Source organism: Vibrio sp. KUL70, from assembly GCF_059725515.1.
Genome location: NZ_AP045835.1, coordinates 677,783 through 697,840 on the forward strand (window position 1 = coordinate 677,783; position 20,058 = coordinate 697,840).

Genomic DNA, 20,058 nt, shown 5'->3' on the forward strand with positions numbered 1-20,058 from the left:
ACAATGACTTATTAAGTTAACTAAGCTAAGCCTCTCATTTGCCAATACCCTTCACCATGGGTTGCCAGATCACGATGCAAAAACTCTAGGATATCGGCAACCTTACCTGCAAGTCCTTGTGGTGGATTAAACAGCAGCAGTCCGCTACCAATGAGTCGATCATCCCCTTTCGGGTCTCGCAGTCTCAGTTCAGCCTTAATGGGGTTTGGCAACTCTTCCGCTTGCATGGCATCAAAGCAGTGACTGAGGATCAACGAACTCTTATCTTCGGTGTACAACGGGTACCAAATTAACGCCGACACCTTATCTGACTTCTGATACGCCTTAGCCAGCGCATCGATAACCGCAAGGTACTCATCGTCACTCTCATAAGGCGGATCAATCACTACCAACTGATGCCTGTCACTCTTGGCGACGATATCAGGAAGTGTTTTCAACCCATCTCCAGCACTGACATGCAACGCACTTGAGACGCCACGTTGCTGCTGAATCTCTTCGATATTTGAACGCAACAAATCGGCTTCAGATTGCTGAATATCGGAGAAGTAGAAGTTGTCTTGGCTGCGCCCATGTTGATAAGCAATCGCTGCCGAACCGGGGTAATCAGTAATCAGTTGATTAGGGTTGTAGTACTCCAAGATCGAGATAAATGATGAGAAGGCATTTGGTAGATATCCCTTGTTGCGCCATAGATACCCGACGCCTTCGGCAAACTCGCCCGCATGATTACTCGGCGCTGTGGTTAGGTCGTATCGCGCAGTCCCTGAGTGCGTATCAATCACGGTTAAACTTGAGTGCTGCTGCATGAGCATTTTAACGAACTCGCTCAATACTGGGTGCTTAAGCGCATCACCGTGATCACCTACATGACATTGATGTCGATATTCCATTGCTTCGCCTCATTTCCAACTAACATCTTATAAACATAAGTCATATTGGATAGAGGTGCTGCGCCAATTTGCGAATTTTTGAAATAGAGTCGCTTTATCTAACCTATTGACCGCACTAAAAATAAGGCCCCAAAACTGAAACCAGTCTTGAGGCCATGTATTATGTTGAACTCTCAATGCGATGCGCTAGCTTAGCTCGTATTATATTGGATTAAGGGCGGCTATCTTCCAACTCATCAACCGGCTGCACTTGGTAATGGCAGGGCTGTAAGCCAAGCAATTTAGGTAGGGTGATACCCACTGAGATTGAAGACCAAGTACCACTTGCGATACCCACAACCAGTGCAATCGCAAAGCCTTGTAGCGCCGCGCCACCAAGCAACCAAAGGGCTGACACCGTCAGTAGTGTCGTACCGGAAGTCACCATCGTACGAGAGAAGGTTGCTTTGACTGACTCGTTAAGCAAGTTGTCGGTATCGCCGTTAGGGTTTCCACGCAGCATCTCACGGACACGGTCAGCAATGATGATTGAGTCATTCAGTGAGTAACCCAGAATCGCTAATACCGCCGCCAGCACCGTTAGGTTGAACTCAAACTGAGTCAAGGCGAATAAGCCGAAGATAATCGTCACGTCGTAAATGATCGCAGCCAGAGCACCTAGAGCTAAACGCCATTCAAATCGTACACTTAGGTAAAGCATGATCATTAAGAAACACACCAATACCGCTAAACCACCTTGGTCAACCATGTCTTGACCCACTTGAGGGCCAACCACACTGCTGTTAAGCACTTTCACTTGGTCACTCACCGATGCCAAAGCATCAACTAGATTGATCTGCGGTGCGTCTGTCAGTTGGCTGTAGCGAATGGTCCAGCGGTCTTGTTCTGCCATACCGACCACTTGAACGTCTTGTTGGAACGCGGCATCAAGCTGCGTTTTCAATGCGTCTTTGGTCACTTGATCAGAAAGTTGAACCTCAGCAACCACGCCACCTGTGAAGTCCAACCCCCAGTTAAACCCTTTCACTGCTACCAACATTACTGAGCTCATGAACAGCACAATAGAGATTACCGACATCACCTTACGAAGAAGAGTCATATTACTGTCTGAAAAATAGCGGTTTGACATAGTCATTTTTGAAGTACTCATACTTAAATCCTTACATCGTGGCGTTGGTCACGACCCCAAACCAAATTAATGATCGCTCGTGAAGCAAAAATGCCCGTAAACATACTCGTTAGAAGACCTAAGCCCAGTGTCAAAGCAAAGCCTTGAATGGGTCCGTTACCAATGGTGTAAAGAGCGACAGCGACAATCATGGTGGTGAAGTTAGCATCGAAGATAGACGAGAACGCGCTATCGAAACCGCGATCAATGGAACTCGCAAAGCTGCGCCCTTCTTGCATTTTGTCTCGAATACGTTCGAAGATAAGTACGTTAGTATCCACCGCCATACCAACGGTTAACACCAAACCAGCGATACCCGGCAACGTTAATACCGCACCCGGTAGCAGAGCAATCAAACCAAATAGCGTTACCATGTTCAGGATTAGCGCGCCATTCGCGACCCAACCAAGGCGGCGATACCATAGCGCCATAAATGTCAGAGTAAGACCAAGACCAAGAGCCAGAGCAGCGAAGCCATTAGTCACGTTTTCCGCCCCTAAAGATGGACCTATAGTGCGCTCTTCAATAATAGTAACTGGCGCAGTTAATGAACCCGCGCGAAGCAGTAGAGCCAGCTCTCGCGCTTCTGCCATAGTGCCTGCACCTGTGATTCTAAAGCGGCTACCCAATTGAGATTGGATGTTTGCAACACTGATCACTTCACTGGTTTTCTCGCTATTACCGGCTCTATCGCGGCTGTACTCACTGTACACAGTCGCCATAGGTTTACCGATGTTGTGACGAGAGAACTCAGACATTTTCTTACCACCCGCAGAATCTAGGGTGATGTTGACTTCTGCGCTGCCCATTTCACCAATGCCGCTACGTGCATCAATGATGTGCTCGCCACTCAATACCGCTTTGCGAGCGACAACGACACGGTTACCATCGGTATCTGTTAGCGTCTGAGTATTGCGCGTCGGGTTATCGTAAACCGAGTAGAACGCCAGTGAAGCCGTCGCGCCAATCACGTCTTTCGCTGCGGCTGGATCTTGTACACCTGGCAATTCAATACGGATGCGACTCTCACCTTGGCGCTGAATTGAAGCTTCGGTGATCCCTAACTCTTCAATACGGCTGCGCATGATTTGCAGGTTTTGTTGCACCGTAAGGTTACGCAGCGTGCGTTGTTCATCTTCAGATTGCGTCAGGGTCAGCTTTTTGTCTGAACTGTCACGTAGCCATTGTGGGAACTCTTCACGAATCAGCTTTTGCGCCTTTTCGAAGTCCGCCTCGGTACGGAAGTTGAATTCCACTTGGTTGTTGACCACTTCGCCACGGGCATAACGCACTTGGCTAGTAATCTCATCGACCATAGCCTGAGCTTGCGCGTGATAAACAGGTGCCATATCCACTTCCAATAAGAACTGCACACCACCACGCAAATCAAGGCCTAGCTGAATCGGAGCAAAGCCCATATCAGTCAACCATTGTGGTGCTGCAGGCTCCATAGCTAGCGCGACGGTTGCGTTGTCTAGCAGACGCTCATTCAGCACTTCTTTGGCTTTCGCTTGCTGCTCGGCATCTTCTAAGATCACCACTAAACGCTTGTCTTTCTGATAAGCCGATTTAGCTTGGATGCCTTCGCTCGCCAGGTATTGAGTCACCTGTGTTGCATCAATTGTCTGCTCAGAGCGGTTGTTAATTTGTACCGAAGCATCTTCGCCATACCAAGACGGTAAAGCGCTCAGAATCATGATGATAATGGTGGTGATAAGCACCATATATTTCCACTTCGAGTAGTGGTTGATTTGTTTTCTTGGAATGCGTTTTTTCACAGTCAAGATCTCTTATTTTAACTAAGTTTTGCGAACGCGAACGATGGCTAACCGCAACCAGACCAAACTGATTGAGCGGCAGCAGAGCACATTCGCGAATTGTTTTGGGGATTGGCTAGAACGACGGATACAAGGGATCGTCGATGCGACCAATCAGGGGCAAACGATTAGCTAAGAAGTTCTCGGAAATGTGAATATTGGATGTTGCCCTCTTTCCACCCCGACAAACGGGAAGGCGGAGAGCCGACCATACTGGTCCAGTGTTGTTTGAGATCCAACATCGGGGTTGTCTCTAACAACGAAGCCAGTAGAGAAGGAGGAGAAAAGTCAATCAGCAGGTGATAGACAGGCTCGATATCACTCGAACCATCTTGTTCATTGCTGAGTATTCGACGAAACGTGCTTGCTTGTAGACTCGACTCAGAGTCATGATAGTGCGAGCTGTCCTCTACCGGAGGCGTAAACTTGGTCTGCTCACAGGCGTGTCGTACTTTAAAGACGTCTTTTTGAGAAGTTCGTGTCGGTTGCTGACACAAGTGACTGCTTGAAGTCGCGATTTGAAAAGGTTTTGCTGGAAACGAATAGCCGTGACTGTTCACTAAGCCAAAACTCAGTACTAACAGCATCAACAGTAAACGCGTGCCCAACTTCAACAATTCAAAACAACCCTAAATGGTAGAAACGACGACAATATATAACAGCAATGAAAGATACAATTGATTTAAAAGCCGCGTTAATCATATTTGACACAAAGTTGACAATCTTGAACCCATAAAAACCCCCAATAATTGGTGTTCAACTATCGGGGGTTAGTTCATACGCTTGGCCTTTACTCTGCAATTTTCACGCTACGTAGTCAGTGCTCGGCTATTTTTTAGGACGCAGAATATTCTTGTAGTGGCGGCTATTCTCACCAAACAATCGTTCAGCGAGCGCATCCATATCTTGACGAGAGATAGAATCTACCGTGCTTTCGATATCAAACAACGCCTCAACACCGAAGTCATAAATTACATAGCGGGATACAAACCAGGCTTGGTCCACAGGAGCCGCTTCTAATGGTGCGAAGTCATTCACCAGTTGTTTGCCCGCCGCCTTTAGTTCATCATCAGAAATGCCTTTCAGCAAATCGGCCATGACTTTATCAATCGCAGTCTCAATTTTATCCGCACTGTCCGGAGCAATTAACGCACCAATAAACCAGTCGTAACTGCGCTCACCATCTTGTGAGATCGAGTAGTTATAAGGAGAATAATCCAAACTCAGCTCTTCACGGACATACGCATCTAGACGTGTGGTTAAAATACGTTGCATCAAATCCGTCATAAACACCTCTTTAGCGGTTACCCCAACCTGCGCCTGAGAGTTTGAAGTCTCTGCAGCAGGAATATCGGAGATCACTCTCAGAATGTATTCAGAGCTAGTTTCGGTGTTGACTGATAAGTCGATACGCTCTCTATTCGGTAGTTTATAAGGCACTGAAAAATCAGGAATCGACGCCTCTTGCAAAGGGATAGAAGCGACATATTGGCTGACGAGTGGCTTCAAGATACTTGGATCAATATCACCGACAACCACTAACTGATTGCGGCGGTCTTTGCTAAACAAGGTGCTATGAAGTTGGCGAACTTGTTCAACCGAGACATTATCTACCGCGCTGCCATCAATCAAATAGTGGCTGCTATTGAGTTGGTAGGTATTGTGGTTCATCGCCTGTTCAAATTGCCCTATTGGGCTCTCTAAATAAGCTGTTCGACCCTGTATAAACTCTTGTTTTGCCGCATCCAACTGTTTTGGTGAGATATTCGGTGAGGTGGCGATCGAATAAAGCGCGGCAAAAGCTTGCTCCAAACCATCTTGGTAGAGTTTAAATTCAATGCCATGACGGGTTGCATCGATAAAGGAGTACAGATCGATCGTTTCTCGATCAAGATGCGCTTCAAGCTCGGAACCCGTAAAGCTACCTAAACCACTTCGAGCAATGGTGGCAATTGCAAGCTCTGTCGCTGGGTATAGGCTCGGATCGAGCGCCATTTTTCCGCCAAGACTGGTGTAATACATCCCGACCTCGTCGTTGGCATAAGTGTCACGCAGATACCACATATCCACACCATTACTGAGGGTCCACTTTTGGATGTTGGGATCAGCGTATTCCTGCTCGACAAGCACCACTTCTCCGGAGATGCTTGGAACAGCAAAGCCGTGATCATTCGTAGCTTGCGTCACTTTAGCTCCAGATGCAGCATAAGCGGCTTTAAGGCTTGCTGTCGTTTGCGTGATAGCACCCTTATCTTCACTACTATCGACCCCAATAACTAAGAAGTAGTCGCTCGACAGTAGACTGCGAATATTGGCATTGATGGTGTTTACATTAAGATTCTCGACAAAAGATCCTAAGCTGGCCTTTTCATCTTTCGCCGATTGCAGTGGCCCTTCAACCACTAAACTACCCACTTTGTAGTTAGCGAAATCCAGCCCATTCATGGCATCCCATTCACGTTCTACATTTTTTAGCCAATCTTTGTAGTACTGTTTCTCACTAACTATGTCATCTTCTGAGACACCATGGTCTCGTAGTGAGGCCAGCACAGAGATAAATTGTTGCTGAGAAGCCTCACGAGATCCGACAGGGAAAGCAACACTGACCAATGAGTAACGTTGATACTCCATTGAGTAGCGTTCTGATAAGAGCCACTGAGTAGGCAGAGCTGCATCATTAAACACCGCCCCCAAGCGCTGCTGAATAAGACGCTGCGAGAGATCATCTAACCAGCGTTGATGCTGCTGCTCATGAGTGTAGACCACTTCTGAGCCTCGATTGAACATTAGACTGAGGCTTGGCGATTCCCCACTTTTCACATACTCGACAAAGTCATGTTCATTAAACGAGGTGATTTTCTGCTTCTCTGGCCGAGGTGTTCGCCCACGCTGCCAGTTAGAAAACTTCTCTTTAATCAGTGCAATGGCATCTTCTTTGTTGATGTCACCAGCAACCACAACTTCAACGAGCTGAGGCTGATACCAGGTTTGATAGAAGCTTCTTAACTCTTGCTGATCTGCCGCCAACACTGAGGCTTTAGTACCCAGGGCATCCTTAGATTGGTATTGACCACCTTCAACGAAGTAGTCGTAGAATTTATCGGCTAGTTGCTTGTCTTCAAGTCGTGCGTAGCGAAACTCGCCCAGGATCACACCCTTCTCTTTTTCCACTTCAACGTCAGCAATATCCAGACCATCGCCTATGTCGCGCATCCAAGTCAACGCTTGAGTTAATTGAGTGTTATCTGGCAGATCGAGCTGGTAGACAGTCTCTTGGTAAGAGGTGTAAGCGTTTAAATCGGCACCAAAGCTAACGCCTGCATCTTCGAATAGGCTGATGACATCGTTTTGCGAGAAGTTTTCACTACCATTAAACGCCATATGTTCAATAAAGTGGGCATAACCCTTCTGTTGTTCAGTTTCTTGGAACGAACCCGCGTGTACCACAAGTCGAACCGATACAGGCTGTTCGTGATCGCGGTAAACGTGATAAGTCAGTCCATTTTCCAGCTGACCAGAAGCCCATGCAGGATCGGATTGGATTGGGTACTCTGTAGAGATAGAGCTACAACCGATCAAGGTCACGCTCAATCCGGCTAATAAACAATAATTTTTCATAACAACCTCTTACATGCCATTGCGTGACAATATACAGGTCGGATAAATAATTATCGTTTAATACTAAATTACATGAATACCTTTGTGATCAAGATCGTCGTTCTACAAAGCTCGACGTCCTATCTGCTATACCAGTCGCCTAGTTACATCCCTTTAAAAAGCGCTTGTGATGAACGGCTTACCGGTAATTTAATCCCTGATACATAAGCAGACATCTGCCCTGACAAACTCTTGCTGACCTTATCAATAGCGGCAACTCGCACCACTACCGATCGATGTATCTGCCAAAAAACATCCGGCTCTAACTGACCAAGCAACTCTTTGAGCGACGTGCGCAGAATGAACTCCTCAGCAGCGCCAGCTTTTCCAATCTTAAATACTGACACATATTTATCTTCAGCCTTGAAATAGAGCACGTCTTCCACTGAGATAAGATGGATATCATCACCCGAATGGGCTTTGAGCCAGGTGAGATATTGCGGTGTGGCGACCGTTTGAGAAAGCTGTTGGATATGCTCCATTAACGATCCCATATCAACGGAAGAGGAGTTAGATTTGCGCACTTCCAATCGCTGTTTGAGTTTTTGACAGCATGAAAATAGTCTTTCCTCGTTGATCGGCTTGAGTAGGTAATCTGCAGCATTACGCTCAAACGCTTGCAACGCATATTCATCATACGCGGTAATGAAGACTACCAGTGGTGGGTTCGCCAGTTTTTGCAGCTGCTTTGCGAGAGCCATACCGTCAAGCTCTGGCATTCGAATATCCAGAAACACCACATCCGGTTGGTGTGCTTCAATCATCTGTTTCGCCTCGGTACCATTTTGTGCCCGACCAAGGATGTCGAGCTCTGGCCAAACATCAGCTAAGCTCTTATCTAGGTGATGGCGAAGCAAGGGCTCATCGTCTGCAATGATGGCAGTAAAGCCGGTGTTGTTTGCCATATTCGCCATTATTCTTCCTTAAAATTCACACTGTAAATCGCCATTTCTATTGGCCTAAGAGCGGCAGTCTTAACTGAGCCACCACACCACCAGCAGCTTGCTCTTTGATTGATAAGCTTGCCTGTTCATCAAATAACATCGCGATACGTTGGCGGATATTACTCAACCCTACACCATGACCGCCGCTATTGGAGGAGCTCGAAAACCCTAAGCCATTATCAACCACATCGATCATTAGACACTCTTGCTCAGTACTGAATCGAATCGAAATCTCACCGCCCGCAGCCTTGGGCTCTATCCCATGAGTGAGGGCATTCTCAACCAAGGGCTGAATCAAAAATGGCGGGAGCACTTGTGTTGAATCGACTTGGCTCTTGTCAATATTGAAGGTCAAGCGCTCACCCAAACGAATTTTCTGAATATTCAGATACGCATCCAGCAGGTCACTCTCTTGAGCAATGGTTGATTGTTCACTTCGACTATTACGCAGTGTGACTCGCAAAAGCTCTGTGAGCTTATCCAACATCTGCTTTGCCTTGTCACTATCAGTCTCAATCAAAGCACTGACCGTTGCCAGTGTGTTGAACAAGAAATGCGGTTCAATTTGGCTTTGTAGCTGCTTTAACTGGCTGAGTACAACCACTTTCTCTTGGTCGGCTTGGCGACGTTTAGCCACTTCTAATTCATTGTCTGCACGGAGCTTTTGTTCTCTGGTGTAGAAATAGTAGTAGCTGACCGAGCAGAAAATGACACCGAGGAAGATCACCGACTTAAGCTCTGATATGTCTTCCCCAAAAAAGCCATTCAACCAGTAGTGCGCGTTGAGTGTTCCGACCGTTAGAGCAAACACCATTGAGATGGCGATCTCCAATAAGCGTGACGTATCAGGAAACAACTTAATCAGAACAAAAGAAGAGAACACCGCGCTATAACCAAAGCCAAAACTTATCATGGTACTGGTGAACAGCGATCCTCCCCAGATACTTTGAGTTGTCACGCTAATCGCAATACAAAACAGGGTGGTTACTAACCAACTCTTAAACCAAGAGTACTGTTTACATCCAGATTCACTCATTAAAATCGTCCTTTAATATTTAACAAAATCATATGGCTATCGGGCAAATTAGCGTAAGCAGAATCCTTGTTTCCGCCTAAAAAGCGTGCGGCAAGTTCCAGTTCTACTGATGCATTGCCATTGTCTATTGCTTGATAGTTAATCCATTGTGTTGCAATGATGCCGCCATCTTGAGGTGCGAACATCAGGTCTAGAGTTGGGGTAACATCATCTAGCCACGCCCATACAGAAGCATCATCAGCGAACCAGTGTCGCCATCCACTTGAGTCTAATGACCAGTGCGCCATCAGATTGTGCTCAACAATATTGGCGTGCTGATATCCCTGTGCGTAAGTACTCGCCAAAGGCTGGGTGGAAAGCAACTGCGATAAGCTTTGTGCTCTATGGATTGCGGTTTGCCACTCAGAATCACTCCAAGCGCGACTGTCATACCAATATTCGAGTACGATGTTGTGCCCGGTATCGTTAGCCCATGTCAGCCCGACAAGAGCTTGAAAGGCATCACCCTGCTCCTCCAGTTGAACTGGCTGATATTGTTCATCAGGCAAACTGTACCCTAGGCTGTGGCGTTGGTAGACCATCGACCCATGAAACTCCCACGCTAGGTTAAGTACCGACACTAAGCTCGCCCCAAGCAACCCATGTCTGACATCGTCATAATAGGCGAGCCATTGATACTCATGGTCACCAATTAAGTTGTAGCGCTTAACCCCCACACCTTGTTGTTCACTGGCTCTTTCAAGTTGATTAACCTCTTGAGAGCCCCAAGAAGAGTCACTGTAGAGCAGAGTCCACTCACCGCTATCGTCAAACACAGAGAGTGATGCGACGCCCGCGCCCTCCTCCGCAACAATACCTACCGGATTTTGTCGGTAGGGCTTTATCACATCCAATGGGCGGTAGCCGTAACCGACGCCCCAGTCGAGACGCATTTTGCCTAGCGTGAAGTCAATATACTGGTCTCCGAACAGCGAATTAGACAAGCTAACACTGTGCTGCCAAAACAGTTCCCGCACAATCAGCTGTGTATCACTGTGACCATCGGGGATCTCTTGTCGGCTCTGTTTGTGGTAAAGGTCATCGCCCTTAATCGAGAACAGGCCAAGCCATTGAGCGTAATTCACTTCAAGATCGAGTAATGCATTCACAGACTGACGATGATATTCAAGCTCATTCAACCATGGCGTGTCCCGTGATTGCACCGCTTCAGCGCTGACCTGCCAGTCCCAAGCTAGGCTCCATTGGTTATCATCTGCCAATACGCTCGCGCTCAATAGAGCAGTTGCAACGGTGCTCATTGCGACAGCTCGCGCACACCCGCGTTTGGCACTCCCATCTCTCGTTTTCAAACAAGCCAAAGTGTTCATCGCCACCAACCTACAGTCCATACACGCTATTACGAGACAGATATGCAGGGTTGTAGTACTTATCCGCCAGTGACTGTTCGCTGATCTCTTGATACTCAATCAAGGTGCGCTTGTTCGGCTGAATCTTGTCAAGCAGACTCATCGCCACAACACTGGGCAGCCCATTACGCTCTCCCTCATCAAACCATGCCTGTTTCGCCAACTTTCCTGATCTCAAGTACAGATCAGCCTTGATTGGGAACGCGCGATCAGTGGTTAACCACAAGTCGATCGACTGATAACTCGCGCCTTTGGTTTTAGCGGTCAGTTTTAATTTATGTGTCGTGACTTGCTCACCACTATCTAACTCAATGCTCTCTTGCTGCACCCACTCACCTTGATAATCTTCACTCCAAGTCAGTGTTGAGATGTCACCAACCGAGGCTTCACCCAAAAGTTTCTGCATCGGGGTAATACGAATAGGTCGGCGCGATTTCGGCATGAGTAGCCAGTAGTTGTCTTCAATCATCAGCATCTTTTGCCCAGCTTCCACTGCCGATTTGAATATCACCAGTGATTCACGATTTGGACGCGTGTAGACGTTGTACTGGCGGGTTTTATCCAACTTATCATTGTCAAAGAGATGCACCACAGACACCACCTTCGACGCTTGCTCACTGTTGAGTCGGTAGCGATCGGCTTTCGCAATCATCTCTGTCACTTGGTCAGAATCAACCGCCCAACTCGAACCGCTAAACACAAACGACAACATCAATAAACACGTCATTACTGTGTGATGCCAAACCGTTTGGCTTGCGCGTCTATTCGAAATGGCATTTAGGTCATTAAACATAAGTCAGCGCCTCCGTGATAGGTTTGTTTACACCTTTGCGAGCAGCGAAATAAGCAGCAATAAGACAGATCGCAGTCACACCAGCCATGGCGTAAGCCACCAGTTCAAAAGAGAAGTAGATATTTAACGGATAACCATCAGTCCGACCTGGAGGCGGTGGCATTTGCACATCCACAACCAGTAATAGAACCGTCACAGCTGCGCTAGCGAAGGCGCCGAGCAAACCACCAAGCAGTGCCAACAAACCCGCCTCTTTCAAGAATCCAGCAATGATTTCAGATGGATAACTACCCAATGCTGACAGCGTCCCCATCTCTCGAGTGCGCTCTGTGACCGACATGGTCATGGTGTTAAACAGAGAAACGAAAACTACCAACGCCATCACCGCACCCATAATGCCGAAGATCCGATCGTAGAGATCTTTCACTTTGACGTAGAAGAACGCGCGATCTTGCCACGGAGTGATCTCGATCTGCGAGCTGTCTATATCGCCGTTACGCTGTGCCAGCTTTTGTTGCAAGCGTTGATCAACCTGACTTGTCAATTGAGTCTCAAACAAGAAGACCGACAGCGTGCTCACTCGATCTGTAGCCAGCAGCTCTTGTGCTTGGCTGATATGAACGTACAGCTGGCGTTTATCTAGCTCAGGAACGCCAGTCGAGTAGATTCCTTGCACCTTAAAATCGAAGGCGTTGAGGGCTCCATCACTGGTGGTCGCGAGCAGCGCAACCCAATCGCCAATGCTCACCTTCAAGTTGCGCGCTAAGTCTTTTCCTAGCATCACTTGCGGCTCGGAATCGTCGTATCTTGGAGAATCAATACTGGTTAGAGTTTGCCCTTGTCGAACATCTAAAAACGGGCCCTTCATGTCGAATTCACGTTCGTTAACGCCCGTTCCCATAAAGATGGTTGACTTCGAGCCGTTAGAGACAAGGCCACTGAAGTAAACACGTGGCTGAACACCGCGCACATCGCTGTCGCCAATGATCATCTTTGTCAGTTCATCTGCGTTGTCTAAACCATTGCTCAGTGGCGTATCTTCGTCCTGCTCAAAGTAACCCGGTGTGCTGAGTGTTAAGTGCCCAGTATCGCGCGCGGTCGACTCTCGCAAAGATTCATAGGTATAGAGTCCATACCCACCTGCGGAAGTGAGTGCAAACACGGCAATCGCCACGATCAAAACCGACAACAAACTACGACGCCCATTACGCAGGAGATTGAGCCACGCGAGGCGCAGCGAATGTAAAAACCCAAACTGCATTAACTTGCCCATGAGACGACCTCCTGCTTCATTGTTGAGGTCACGATCTTGCCGTCCACCAGCTCAATCACTCGATCGCAACGGCTAGCCATTCTTGGATCATGGGTCGCGACAATAAATGTGGTGCCAAACTCGTGGCCAAGCTCACGCATAATGTCGATCACTTTATTGGCAGTGTGGCTATCCAAGCTTGCTGTCGGTTCATCGGCAATCACTAACTTAGGCTTGTGAACCAAAGCACGAGCAATCGCCACACGCTGTTGCTGACCACCAGAAAGGTTATCTGGTCGATGGTGAACGTACTGCTCTAAACCAACACGCATCAGCATCTGCTTTGCTTGCTTATGCTGCTCTTCAAGGCTTAAACCTTTAAGCATCAGAGGGTAAGCGACGTTTTCTAGCGCAGTCATGACAGGTACCAGATTGAATTTTTGAAATACAAAACCTAAAGCGTGACGACGAAAACGCGCAGCGGGAATAGCTTGTTCAGGGTAGGGCTGCCCTTCTATCGAAATCATCCCTTGGTAATCTCGGTCCAACATTCCTAAGATATTGAGCAAGGTACTTTTACCTGAACCTGACGGGCCGCATAACGCCACCATCTCGCCTTGCTCAATCGATCCTGATACTCCATTAAGGGCATGTACTATCTGCTCACCTGTTCTGTATCGCTTTTTAATCGCTTCGAACACTATCATCTTGTTATCTCCCTTGTTCGAGCGGATATTATTGAGCCTGACTGACGAGTGCTTTCGCCGTCATGGTTTCAATATTGCTGCTATCTTTCTCTTCCATTACAGCCAACCAAGACTGTGCTTGTGCGAAGTCTTGTGCTCGAATCGAAGCGGTAATCGCATAGCGGTAAATCCAAGCGGTAGCAGCAAAGTTTTGGTGTGCAAATTCATCTTCAGACAGCAGGTCTAAATAGAGGTCATAGCCACGCTCAAAATGGTTAAACATATCTGGGAGAGAGGTATAGGTGGTCGCCGCCATTGCGCGGGTCAGGTAGGCTTCTGGCAAACCTTGAACTCTCGCCTGTTCAGTCACAGGCTGTTCGATGCTATTTAAGAGAGTCAAAGACTTATCGATGGTCGCGAGCCCTTTTTCGACATACTTCATCTTATTCCAAGGCAGAAAGGCATCGCGCCCTTGCAGGGTTTCAGTGCTACCCAAGTAGACTAAGGTCAGCGGTGTTGCACCCTCTTTGTCGAGGATCGATTTCAACGCATCATGCGCCGCTTCAACCATCTCTTCATCACCTTGAGCAGCTTGGTTATACATAGAGAGTGCTTCTGGCGTTGGGTTTGCCCATGCCGGTGCATTTACTGCTAGCCCAAAGGCAAGTGTTGATACAAAGAGAGACGTTTTAATCGATTGCAGTGCATTGACTGGGGTGTGACTTGCTTTCATCTTGGTATTCCCTTTCCTGTTTTGATGATGAAAGGTTAACCACAAACTGTCACGCCGTTTTATCAATGCGACGAATGGCAATTATGAGGAGTGAATGGTTGAGTTGGGAAATGAATGGAAAATTCGAAAAGAAAGAATAAAACAGATAGGTCAATACATAATCTGATATTGTCCACTTGAGGCCTAAATCAGAGCTGACTTGTTTCTGCCCCAAAGTGAGCCAGAGAGGAATTGAACTCAGTTTCAAATCCTGCAACTTGACTTACTTTTCCTCATGCCTAGAGTTCCAACAATGTAGCTAAATGTTTTAAGCCAGAACAGACTGACCTTTAATCATACTTACTCACGAATATGTTATTCAACTATTTTTAAGCCATTGAATAATAGAGAACTAAAAGAAAATTGTTGATTGATAACGTGCCTTGAATCGGAAGCAATATGTGGTTGCACGGTTTTCAACTAAAAATTAGAATCAAACTGGATTATATTTATAGTTTTCAGTTGGTTAGGTATAGATATTGAGATATGCTGAATACATCAATTCGTGTTGGCGCGATATTAAAATGTTATACAAACAAGGATCGATTGGTGAACTTTTTTAGCAACAACTTTAAAGCTATTTGGTGGGGAGTGATTGTAATAACCCTTGGATTTTACTTTTGGCAACGCTTTCCTGACCTATCAACAGGTAAGACTGTGAATGCTGATATGCTTGTGTTTTTGGTTTGGATAGCTGTATGTCTTGTACCTTTTTTTAATCAGTTCGAATTCTTAGGGCTTAAATTGAAAGGTCAAATTGATGAAGTAAAGCAAGAATTAAAAGGTGAAATTAGTTCTTTAAGAAATGAAATATCAAATAATAACAACGTCGATGTAAAGCCAAGCTTTTGGGTTGGTAATCAACCAGCTCCTGCAAGCGATGAAAAATTGCAGGAAATGGAAGTGAAAATTAATCGCATTGTTAAAGCTACAGAAGCTAGCTTTGGTTTTGAGCATAAAGCAAAAGCTTCAAGCAGTATTGAACCAGATATAATGTTTCTTATGGAAACTCGCTACCAAATAGAAGCAGGACTTAGAAAGCTAGCGCCGTTATCAGGGACGCCACTTAAAAGAAGAGGTCTTCCCATTAGGCATGTAATTTACGAGCTAGTAGAAAATGAAATACTACCTGCTGAGTTAGCTAAAGTAGCAACAGAAGTCTATTCTATTTGTTCACCTGCTATCCATGGAGATATTGATAATATAACCTCAAATCAAGTCGATTTTGTTAAAAAAGTATCCCCTGAGATTATTTCTGTCATTAATAGTGCAGTCGAAAAGTTTGTATAACAAGGCGCTGAAACAGAGCTAAAACAATGGGTTGTGTTTCGATTCGGTACACATTTCAACCCGCAATTTTAGTCCGCTTAGCGCGGCGTTATGAATCAGAATTAAGGTAAAGTATGTCAAGTGATAATGAAGAAATAGTAAGAGCTATAGCGTTCGAGTATGAACTACTCGTAACTTCGAACAAGACCTTCTTGCTGACGGTTGATTTATTTAATAAAAAAGACTCATCTGTTTATCAAGTTCATATTTATAGGGCTTACGCCCAAATAATTCAGCATTTATACGAGTTTATGAAGGCTCAAGTCGCATGGCAGCTAAGTAAAACAAAGTCTGAGAAAAATGAAGAAGTTAAAAAATTCATAGTATCTTGTTTGGAGGAATTGTCTAAAAATATACCTGAAGAAAATCATTCGAAAGAGAAATTTGAAGAGTTTGCAGACGATTTAAGGATATATAGAAATAAAGTTTCTGGTCACGTTTTAAAGGAGAGGTTTGAAGAGTACCCTCTAGATGAATTTTATACAAAACATCATGTGTATATGGCTTGGTTGATGCAGAATGCAGAGGAGTGGTGGTCTACTGATTATGAGCAACTTGCTGACCATCCGGCGATAAAAAAATTTGCAAGCCTTTTTGATTTTAAAAATTGTTAGAGTTGATTCATAACAAATGATCTGCACCATAAATACTGGACGCTACGTTACGCGACTTTCCATCCTTTAGTTATCTATAAATTGCTAATTTAGGGGAAGCTGTAGCTCATTTGTGTCCAATAGTGAGTTTCAGTTCCAACTCTTTCACTGCATCCCTACGTTCACACAAACAAAAATAACCGCTGATTAGCGGCTATTTTTAGTTGTCTAAACCAAGCTTTTGTGAGTTTTACTTCTTCGTCTCTTCAACCACTGCTTTCATCAATACCGAAGTATCCATACGACCTTCGCCTTGGGCAGACAATGCCTTATATGCGTTGTTGGTTTTTTCCGTCAATGGAAGTTGAATGCCTTGGCGCTCAGCTTCATCGAGACAGAAGCCTAAGTCTTTGATCATCCAATCAATCGCAAAGCCAAAGTCGAATTTGTTTTCCGACATCGTCACCGCGCGGTTCTCCATCTGCCATGAGCCAGCAGCACCGTTTTTAAGGCAATCAACCAGGGTTGGGATATCCAAACCTGATTTTTCAGCCAATACCAAGCCTTCAGACAGGCCGTTCAGTACACCCGCGATGCAGATCTGATTCACCATTTTCGCGCGTTGGCCTTGGCCGACCTTACCCATAAGAACGGATGACTTACCATAAGCGTCGAATACAGGTTGAAGGTCATTGAATAGCGCTTGCTCGCCACCACACATGATGGTTAGCACGCCGTTCTCTGCGCCCGCTTGACCGCCTGAAACTGGCGCATCCATAAAACGAACGCCAGCTTTGTTAGCAGCAACGTCAAGCTCTTCCGATAGCAGTGCAGACGTCGTGGTGTGGTCAACAAGGATTGCGTTTGGCTTCATTGCGGCCAATGCGCCTGTTTCGCTGGTTGTCATACTGCGAACGTCGTCATCGTTGCCTACACAAACCAACACTACGTCAGCTTCTGCTACACACTCCGCCACGCTCTCAGCGGCTTTACCTTGGTATTTATCAGCCCAATCGAGTGCTTTGCTGTGAGTACGGTTAAATACCGTTACTTCGAAACCGGCTTTAACTAGGTGACCTGCCATTGGGAAACCCATGACACCCAGTCCGATAAAACTTACTTTCATTTGTTGCTCCTTTTTATGAGGCGGGCGCTTCATGGTGAAAAGATCGAATGCTCTCGATCAGTGCATCAATCAGTAGCGTCAACGCCTTAGGCTGATATTTTCTCTCTTTGTACACTAAATACGCCTGTCGGTCACCTCGATGGTATTCAGGTAGGAGTTGAATAAGGTTCATATTAGGTGAGATATGACGAAACGGCAGTGAAGCGACGCCTAAGCCATTCTCAACGGCTTCTGCGACTCGATGGATATCATTGACCACAAACTTGGGTTGAATGCTGATATTGCGCTCAAGGGTATCTCCTTTATAAAGCGGAATGTCCGTCACATGGTCAACACTGACCCAATCTTGCTCCGCCAACTGTTCTGGTGTGGTAACGGCACCTGTGCGCTCTAGGTATTTCTCGCTAGTAAAAAAGCCGTGCTTAGCTTTAAACAGGGGACGCGCAACCATCCCTTCTAGGTTGGAGACATTAAAGGTCACGAGCAGATCACGATCCGTTTCCGGGACTAAATGTTGCTGACTCAGGACTAAATCCAATTGAACCTTTGGATACTGGATCAGAAAATTCTCAATGGTGTTGCTCAGAGAACTGCCATAGAAATTGTGTGGGACGGTCAGCTTGATCTTGCCTTGAATCACATCCTTGCCTTTGAGCAGATCCAAAAAGCCTGCTTGCAGCGACTCCATACCACTACTAAGGGATTGAAACGCCGCTTCTCCGTCTTCAGTCGCAACCAACTCTCGCCCTTTCTTCTCTAGTAGACGAACCCCAAGTCGCTCCTCTAAAGCAGATAAACGGCGGGACATAGTTGAGACTGGAAGCTGTAGTGAACGCGAGGCAGACAGCAAAGAGCCTTTCTCTACTACGGCACAAAATAAAAACAGATCATCAATATTTCCATATATGGAATTCATAGTTCTTTTTATGCCTATTTTTCTCATTTGTGGATAGGAGTAACCTTAACTCAACGAACAAGAAAAATCATCAGGATCAGAGATGAACAAAAAACTTCACTATGTCACTGCAACACTCTCTTCATTGGTCATGGCAATACTGATGTCAGGCATTATTTCAGGCGCCAAGATGGGCTTCAGCCACGATTGGCCTCCAGTATGGTTAAACAGCTTTTTATTGGCGTGGCCATGTGCACTGGTATTCAGCCTTACGCTACTGCCAAAAGTGAAAAACCTTGCAGAATGGATATGCAAACCAAGAAAGTCACAATCGTCTCAGGTAGAGCTATGCGATGAATAGGGAGGCGATGAATGGTTTTTGAAATGATTAAAGCCAAAAAGCACCGATTTTTTCATCGTTCCGGCGGAACAATGATCAAGGTAAAATCGGAGACATAAAAAAACCGAGCACATGGCTCGGTTTTTAGTATAGAAATGACAGCTCAGTGAATTGTCACGACAACCCAGAATTAAAGCTCAGCGTTGTGGTAAACTTGTTGTACGTCATCACAGTCATCTAGAAGGTCTAGGAACTTCTGGAATTTCACTGCATCATCACCCGCTACAGGCGTGTGAGTTTGAGGTACGAACGTGATCTCTTCAACGTCTAGTGTTAGATCTGGGAAAGCAGCTGTTAGTGCAGTCTTAGTCTTGAAGAACTCTGTTGTTGGAGCGAATACAGTGATTACACCATCTTCTAGCTCAACGTCAGTTACGTCTACGTCTTCCATCATCAGCGTTTCTAGGATGATCTCGTCATCTTCGCCTTTGAATTGGAATACCGCTTGGTGAGCGAACATGTGAGAAACAGAACCTTCAACACCGATTTTCGCACCAGTCTTAACGAAACATTGGCGAACGTCTTGGAAAGTACGGTTACCGTTATCTGTTAGACAGTCAACGATGACGCTTGTGCCGCCAGGGCCGAAACCTTCGTAACGAGCTGGTACGTAGTCTTCACCACCACCGCCGTTTGCTTTATCGATCGCTTTGTCGATAACGTGTGCAGGTACTTGGTCTTTTTTCGCTTTAGCAATCAGGTGCTTAAGCGATAGGTTCATATCTGGATCTGAACCGCCATTCTTCGCACACATGTAAATTTCTTTACCGTACTTGGAATAAACTTTAATTTTTGCGCCTGCTGTTTTCGCCATAGAGGCTTTACGCACTTCAAAACTTCTTCCCATCGGGATCTTCTCTCTGATTCAATTAACGGGGCAAATTCTAGCAAAATACCGCATCATTTCAATTCTGCGGCATTGCTGGGGTAAGCGTGGTCTGCAATTATGCGACACCCATTACCTGTTTGTATTTCTCTACAGACTGTTCAAACCAAGCTTTCTCTTGTGGGTCGGTAAGCTTCATTGCTTCTTCAACAATGGCTTCAGGGCCACATTTTGCCTGCTTCAATTGCCATACGAGGAATGAAGCTTGCTTATCCAGCTCGATCTTGTTTTTCTCATCGGGTGGAAGAAGGGAAAGGTTGATAGACATTTTCAGCCTCAGTCTGTAGTAAACTTGGCCGAGAAATATAGCATATAGGGGTCGAGTAAAACCAATATTATAAGAAGAATTCAATAAGAAAGAGGCTCACACAGAGCCCCTAGCTTGCCTATTTAAGCGATGATGGCACT

18 protein-coding genes and 1 pseudogene are annotated in these 20,058 nt (G+C 46.0%); 3 read left to right on the top strand and 16 right to left on the bottom strand.

Annotated elements, in window-relative coordinates:
* Positions 1-20: 20 nt before the first annotated feature.
* The 12 genes and pseudogenes from rlmJ to AC6I7V_RS17170 form a co-directional block, all read right to left on the bottom strand.
* The gene (rlmJ, locus tag AC6I7V_RS17115) at positions 21-890 is read right to left on the bottom strand and encodes a 23S rRNA (adenine(2030)-N(6))-methyltransferase RlmJ (protein ID WP_498011685.1); all 870 of its coding nucleotides are present in this window, start codon (positions 888-890) and stop codon (positions 21-23) included.
* Positions 891-1,101: 211 nt separating this feature from the next.
* Positions 1,102-2,040 carry a protein translocase subunit SecF gene (gene secF / locus AC6I7V_RS17120; protein ID WP_261883279.1) on the bottom strand — a complete coding sequence of 313 codons (939 nt, stop codon included), beginning with the start codon at positions 2,038-2,040 and terminating at the stop codon, positions 1,102-1,104.
* Positions 2,041-2,042: 2 nt separating this feature from the next.
* On the bottom strand, positions 2,043-3,842 hold the full coding sequence (secD, locus tag AC6I7V_RS17125; RefSeq protein WP_498011686.1) for a protein translocase subunit SecD: 1,800 nt from the start codon (positions 3,840-3,842) through the stop codon (positions 2,043-2,045).
* A 161-nt stretch (positions 3,843-4,003) separates the two neighbouring features.
* A pseudogene (locus tag AC6I7V_RS17130) lies at positions 4,004-4,300 on the bottom strand (hypothetical protein); the annotation flags it as partial.
* 403 nt (positions 4,301-4,703) lie between these two features.
* Positions 4,704-7,493, bottom strand: coding sequence for a M16 family metallopeptidase (locus AC6I7V_RS17135; protein ID WP_498011687.1), 2,790 nt, complete (start codon positions 7,491-7,493; stop codon positions 4,704-4,706).
* A 143-nt stretch (positions 7,494-7,636) separates the two neighbouring features.
* Complete coding sequence (locus tag AC6I7V_RS17140; RefSeq protein ID WP_261883282.1) at positions 7,637-8,446, bottom strand: LytR/AlgR family response regulator transcription factor; 810 nt, start codon at positions 8,444-8,446, stop codon at positions 7,637-7,639.
* A gap of 37 nt (positions 8,447-8,483) precedes the next feature.
* A complete protein-coding gene (locus AC6I7V_RS17145) occupies positions 8,484-9,512 on the bottom strand; it encodes a sensor histidine kinase (RefSeq protein ID WP_498011688.1) in 1,029 nt (342 codons plus the stop codon).
* Positions 9,512-10,810, bottom strand: a complete 1,299-nt coding sequence (locus tag AC6I7V_RS17150) for a hypothetical protein (protein ID WP_498011689.1) — start codon at positions 10,808-10,810, stop codon at positions 9,512-9,514. Before AC6I7V_RS17150 ends, AC6I7V_RS17145 begins: the two co-directional genes overlap by 1 nt.
* A 79-nt stretch (positions 10,811-10,889) precedes the next feature.
* Positions 10,890-11,645 (bottom strand): outer membrane lipoprotein-sorting protein, encoded by a 756-nt coding sequence (locus tag AC6I7V_RS17155; RefSeq protein ID WP_498012361.1) that lies wholly within the window; start codon positions 11,643-11,645, stop codon positions 10,890-10,892.
* A 58-nt stretch (positions 11,646-11,703) separates the two neighbouring features.
* Complete coding sequence (locus tag AC6I7V_RS17160) at positions 11,704-12,984, bottom strand: ABC transporter permease (protein ID WP_498011690.1); 1,281 nt, start codon at positions 12,982-12,984, stop codon at positions 11,704-11,706.
* Positions 12,972-13,670: an ABC transporter ATP-binding protein gene (locus AC6I7V_RS17165; protein WP_498011691.1), complete on the bottom strand. Its 699-nt coding sequence runs from the start codon at positions 13,668-13,670 to the stop codon at positions 12,972-12,974. The genes AC6I7V_RS17160 and AC6I7V_RS17165 overlap by 13 nt, the downstream gene beginning before the upstream one ends.
* Positions 13,671-13,698: 28 nt before the next feature.
* The gene (locus AC6I7V_RS17170) at positions 13,699-14,382 is read right to left on the bottom strand and encodes a hypothetical protein (RefSeq protein ID WP_498011692.1); all 684 of its coding nucleotides are present in this window, start codon (positions 14,380-14,382) and stop codon (positions 13,699-13,701) included.
* 525 nt (positions 14,383-14,907) lie between these two features.
* Here AC6I7V_RS17170 and AC6I7V_RS17175 point away from each other — a divergent pair.
* A complete protein-coding gene (locus tag AC6I7V_RS17175) occupies positions 14,908-15,711 on the top strand; it encodes a hypothetical protein (protein ID WP_498011693.1) in 804 nt (267 codons plus the stop codon).
* 113 nt (positions 15,712-15,824) lie between these two features.
* A complete protein-coding gene (locus AC6I7V_RS17180) occupies positions 15,825-16,364 on the top strand; it encodes a hypothetical protein (RefSeq protein ID WP_498011694.1) in 540 nt (179 codons plus the stop codon).
* A gap of 229 nt (positions 16,365-16,593) precedes the next feature.
* Here AC6I7V_RS17180 and AC6I7V_RS17185 read toward each other — a convergent pair whose 3' ends face one another.
* Both AC6I7V_RS17185 and AC6I7V_RS17190 read right to left on the bottom strand, forming a co-directional pair.
* On the bottom strand, positions 16,594-17,469 hold the full coding sequence (locus tag AC6I7V_RS17185; protein WP_498011695.1) for an NAD(P)-dependent oxidoreductase: 876 nt from the start codon (positions 17,467-17,469) through the stop codon (positions 16,594-16,596).
* A 13-nt stretch (positions 17,470-17,482) separates the two neighbouring features.
* On the bottom strand, positions 17,483-18,385 hold the full coding sequence (locus AC6I7V_RS17190) for a LysR family transcriptional regulator (RefSeq protein ID WP_261883290.1): 903 nt from the start codon (positions 18,383-18,385) through the stop codon (positions 17,483-17,485).
* An 82-nt stretch (positions 18,386-18,467) separates the two neighbouring features.
* Here AC6I7V_RS17190 and AC6I7V_RS17195 point away from each other — a divergent pair, with 82 nt between their 5' ends.
* A complete protein-coding gene (locus AC6I7V_RS17195) occupies positions 18,468-18,725 on the top strand; it encodes a DUF2798 domain-containing protein (protein ID WP_498011696.1) in 258 nt (85 codons plus the stop codon).
* 169 nt (positions 18,726-18,894) lie between these two features.
* Here the strand turns inward: AC6I7V_RS17195 and AC6I7V_RS17200 are convergent, their stop codons facing one another.
* Both AC6I7V_RS17200 and AC6I7V_RS17205 read right to left on the bottom strand, forming a co-directional pair.
* Entirely contained in the window at positions 18,895-19,611 is a 717-nt protein-coding gene (locus tag AC6I7V_RS17200) for a YebC/PmpR family DNA-binding transcriptional regulator (protein ID WP_032553717.1), read from the bottom strand.
* Between the two features lie 97 nt (positions 19,612-19,708).
* Entirely contained in the window at positions 19,709-19,918 is a 210-nt protein-coding gene (locus AC6I7V_RS17205; protein WP_255232282.1) for a DUF3283 family protein, read from the bottom strand.
* Positions 19,919-20,058: the final 140 nt, after the last annotated feature.

Excerpts from the sequence above, each read along its gene's own strand:
- rlmJ (WP_498011685.1), bottom strand. The coding sequence starts at position 890 with ATGGAATATCGACATCAATGTCATGTAGGTGATCACGGTGATGCGCTT.
- secF (WP_261883279.1), bottom strand. The coding sequence starts at position 2,040 with ATGAGTACTTCAAAAATGACTATGTCAAACCGCTATTTTTCAGACAGT.
- AC6I7V_RS17135 (WP_498011687.1), bottom strand. The coding sequence starts at position 7,493 with ATGAAAAATTATTGTTTATTAGCCGGATTGAGCGTGACCTTGATCGGT.
- AC6I7V_RS17140 (WP_261883282.1), bottom strand. The coding sequence starts at position 8,446 with ATGGCGAATATGGCAAACAACACCGGCTTTACTGCCATCATTGCAGAC.
- AC6I7V_RS17145 (WP_498011688.1), bottom strand. The coding sequence starts at position 9,512 with ATGAGTGAATCTGGATGTAAACAGTACTCTTGGTTTAAGAGTTGGTTA.
- AC6I7V_RS17150 (WP_498011689.1), bottom strand. The coding sequence starts at position 10,810 with ATGAGCACCGTTGCAACTGCTCTATTGAGCGCGAGCGTATTGGCAGAT.
- AC6I7V_RS17155 (WP_498012361.1), bottom strand. The coding sequence starts at position 11,645 with ATGACGTGTTTATTGATGTTGTCGTTTGTGTTTAGCGGTTCGAGTTGG.
- AC6I7V_RS17160 (WP_498011690.1), bottom strand. The coding sequence starts at position 12,984 with ATGGGCAAGTTAATGCAGTTTGGGTTTTTACATTCGCTGCGCCTCGCG.
- AC6I7V_RS17165 (WP_498011691.1), bottom strand. The coding sequence starts at position 13,670 with ATGATAGTGTTCGAAGCGATTAAAAAGCGATACAGAACAGGTGAGCAG.
- AC6I7V_RS17170 (WP_498011692.1), bottom strand. The coding sequence starts at position 14,382 with ATGAAAGCAAGTCACACCCCAGTCAATGCACTGCAATCGATTAAAACG.
- AC6I7V_RS17175 (WP_498011693.1), top strand. The coding sequence starts at position 14,908 with ATGCTGAATACATCAATTCGTGTTGGCGCGATATTAAAATGTTATACA.
- AC6I7V_RS17180 (WP_498011694.1), top strand. The coding sequence starts at position 15,825 with ATGTCAAGTGATAATGAAGAAATAGTAAGAGCTATAGCGTTCGAGTAT.
- AC6I7V_RS17185 (WP_498011695.1), bottom strand. The coding sequence starts at position 17,469 with ATGAAAGTAAGTTTTATCGGACTGGGTGTCATGGGTTTCCCAATGGCA.
- AC6I7V_RS17190 (WP_261883290.1), bottom strand. The coding sequence starts at position 18,385 with ATGAATTCCATATATGGAAATATTGATGATCTGTTTTTATTTTGTGCC.
- AC6I7V_RS17195 (WP_498011696.1), top strand. The coding sequence starts at position 18,468 with ATGAACAAAAAACTTCACTATGTCACTGCAACACTCTCTTCATTGGTC.
- AC6I7V_RS17200 (WP_032553717.1), bottom strand. The coding sequence starts at position 19,611 with ATGGGAAGAAGTTTTGAAGTGCGTAAAGCCTCTATGGCGAAAACAGCA.
- AC6I7V_RS17205 (WP_255232282.1), bottom strand. The coding sequence starts at position 19,918 with ATGTCTATCAACCTTTCCCTTCTTCCACCCGATGAGAAAAACAAGATC.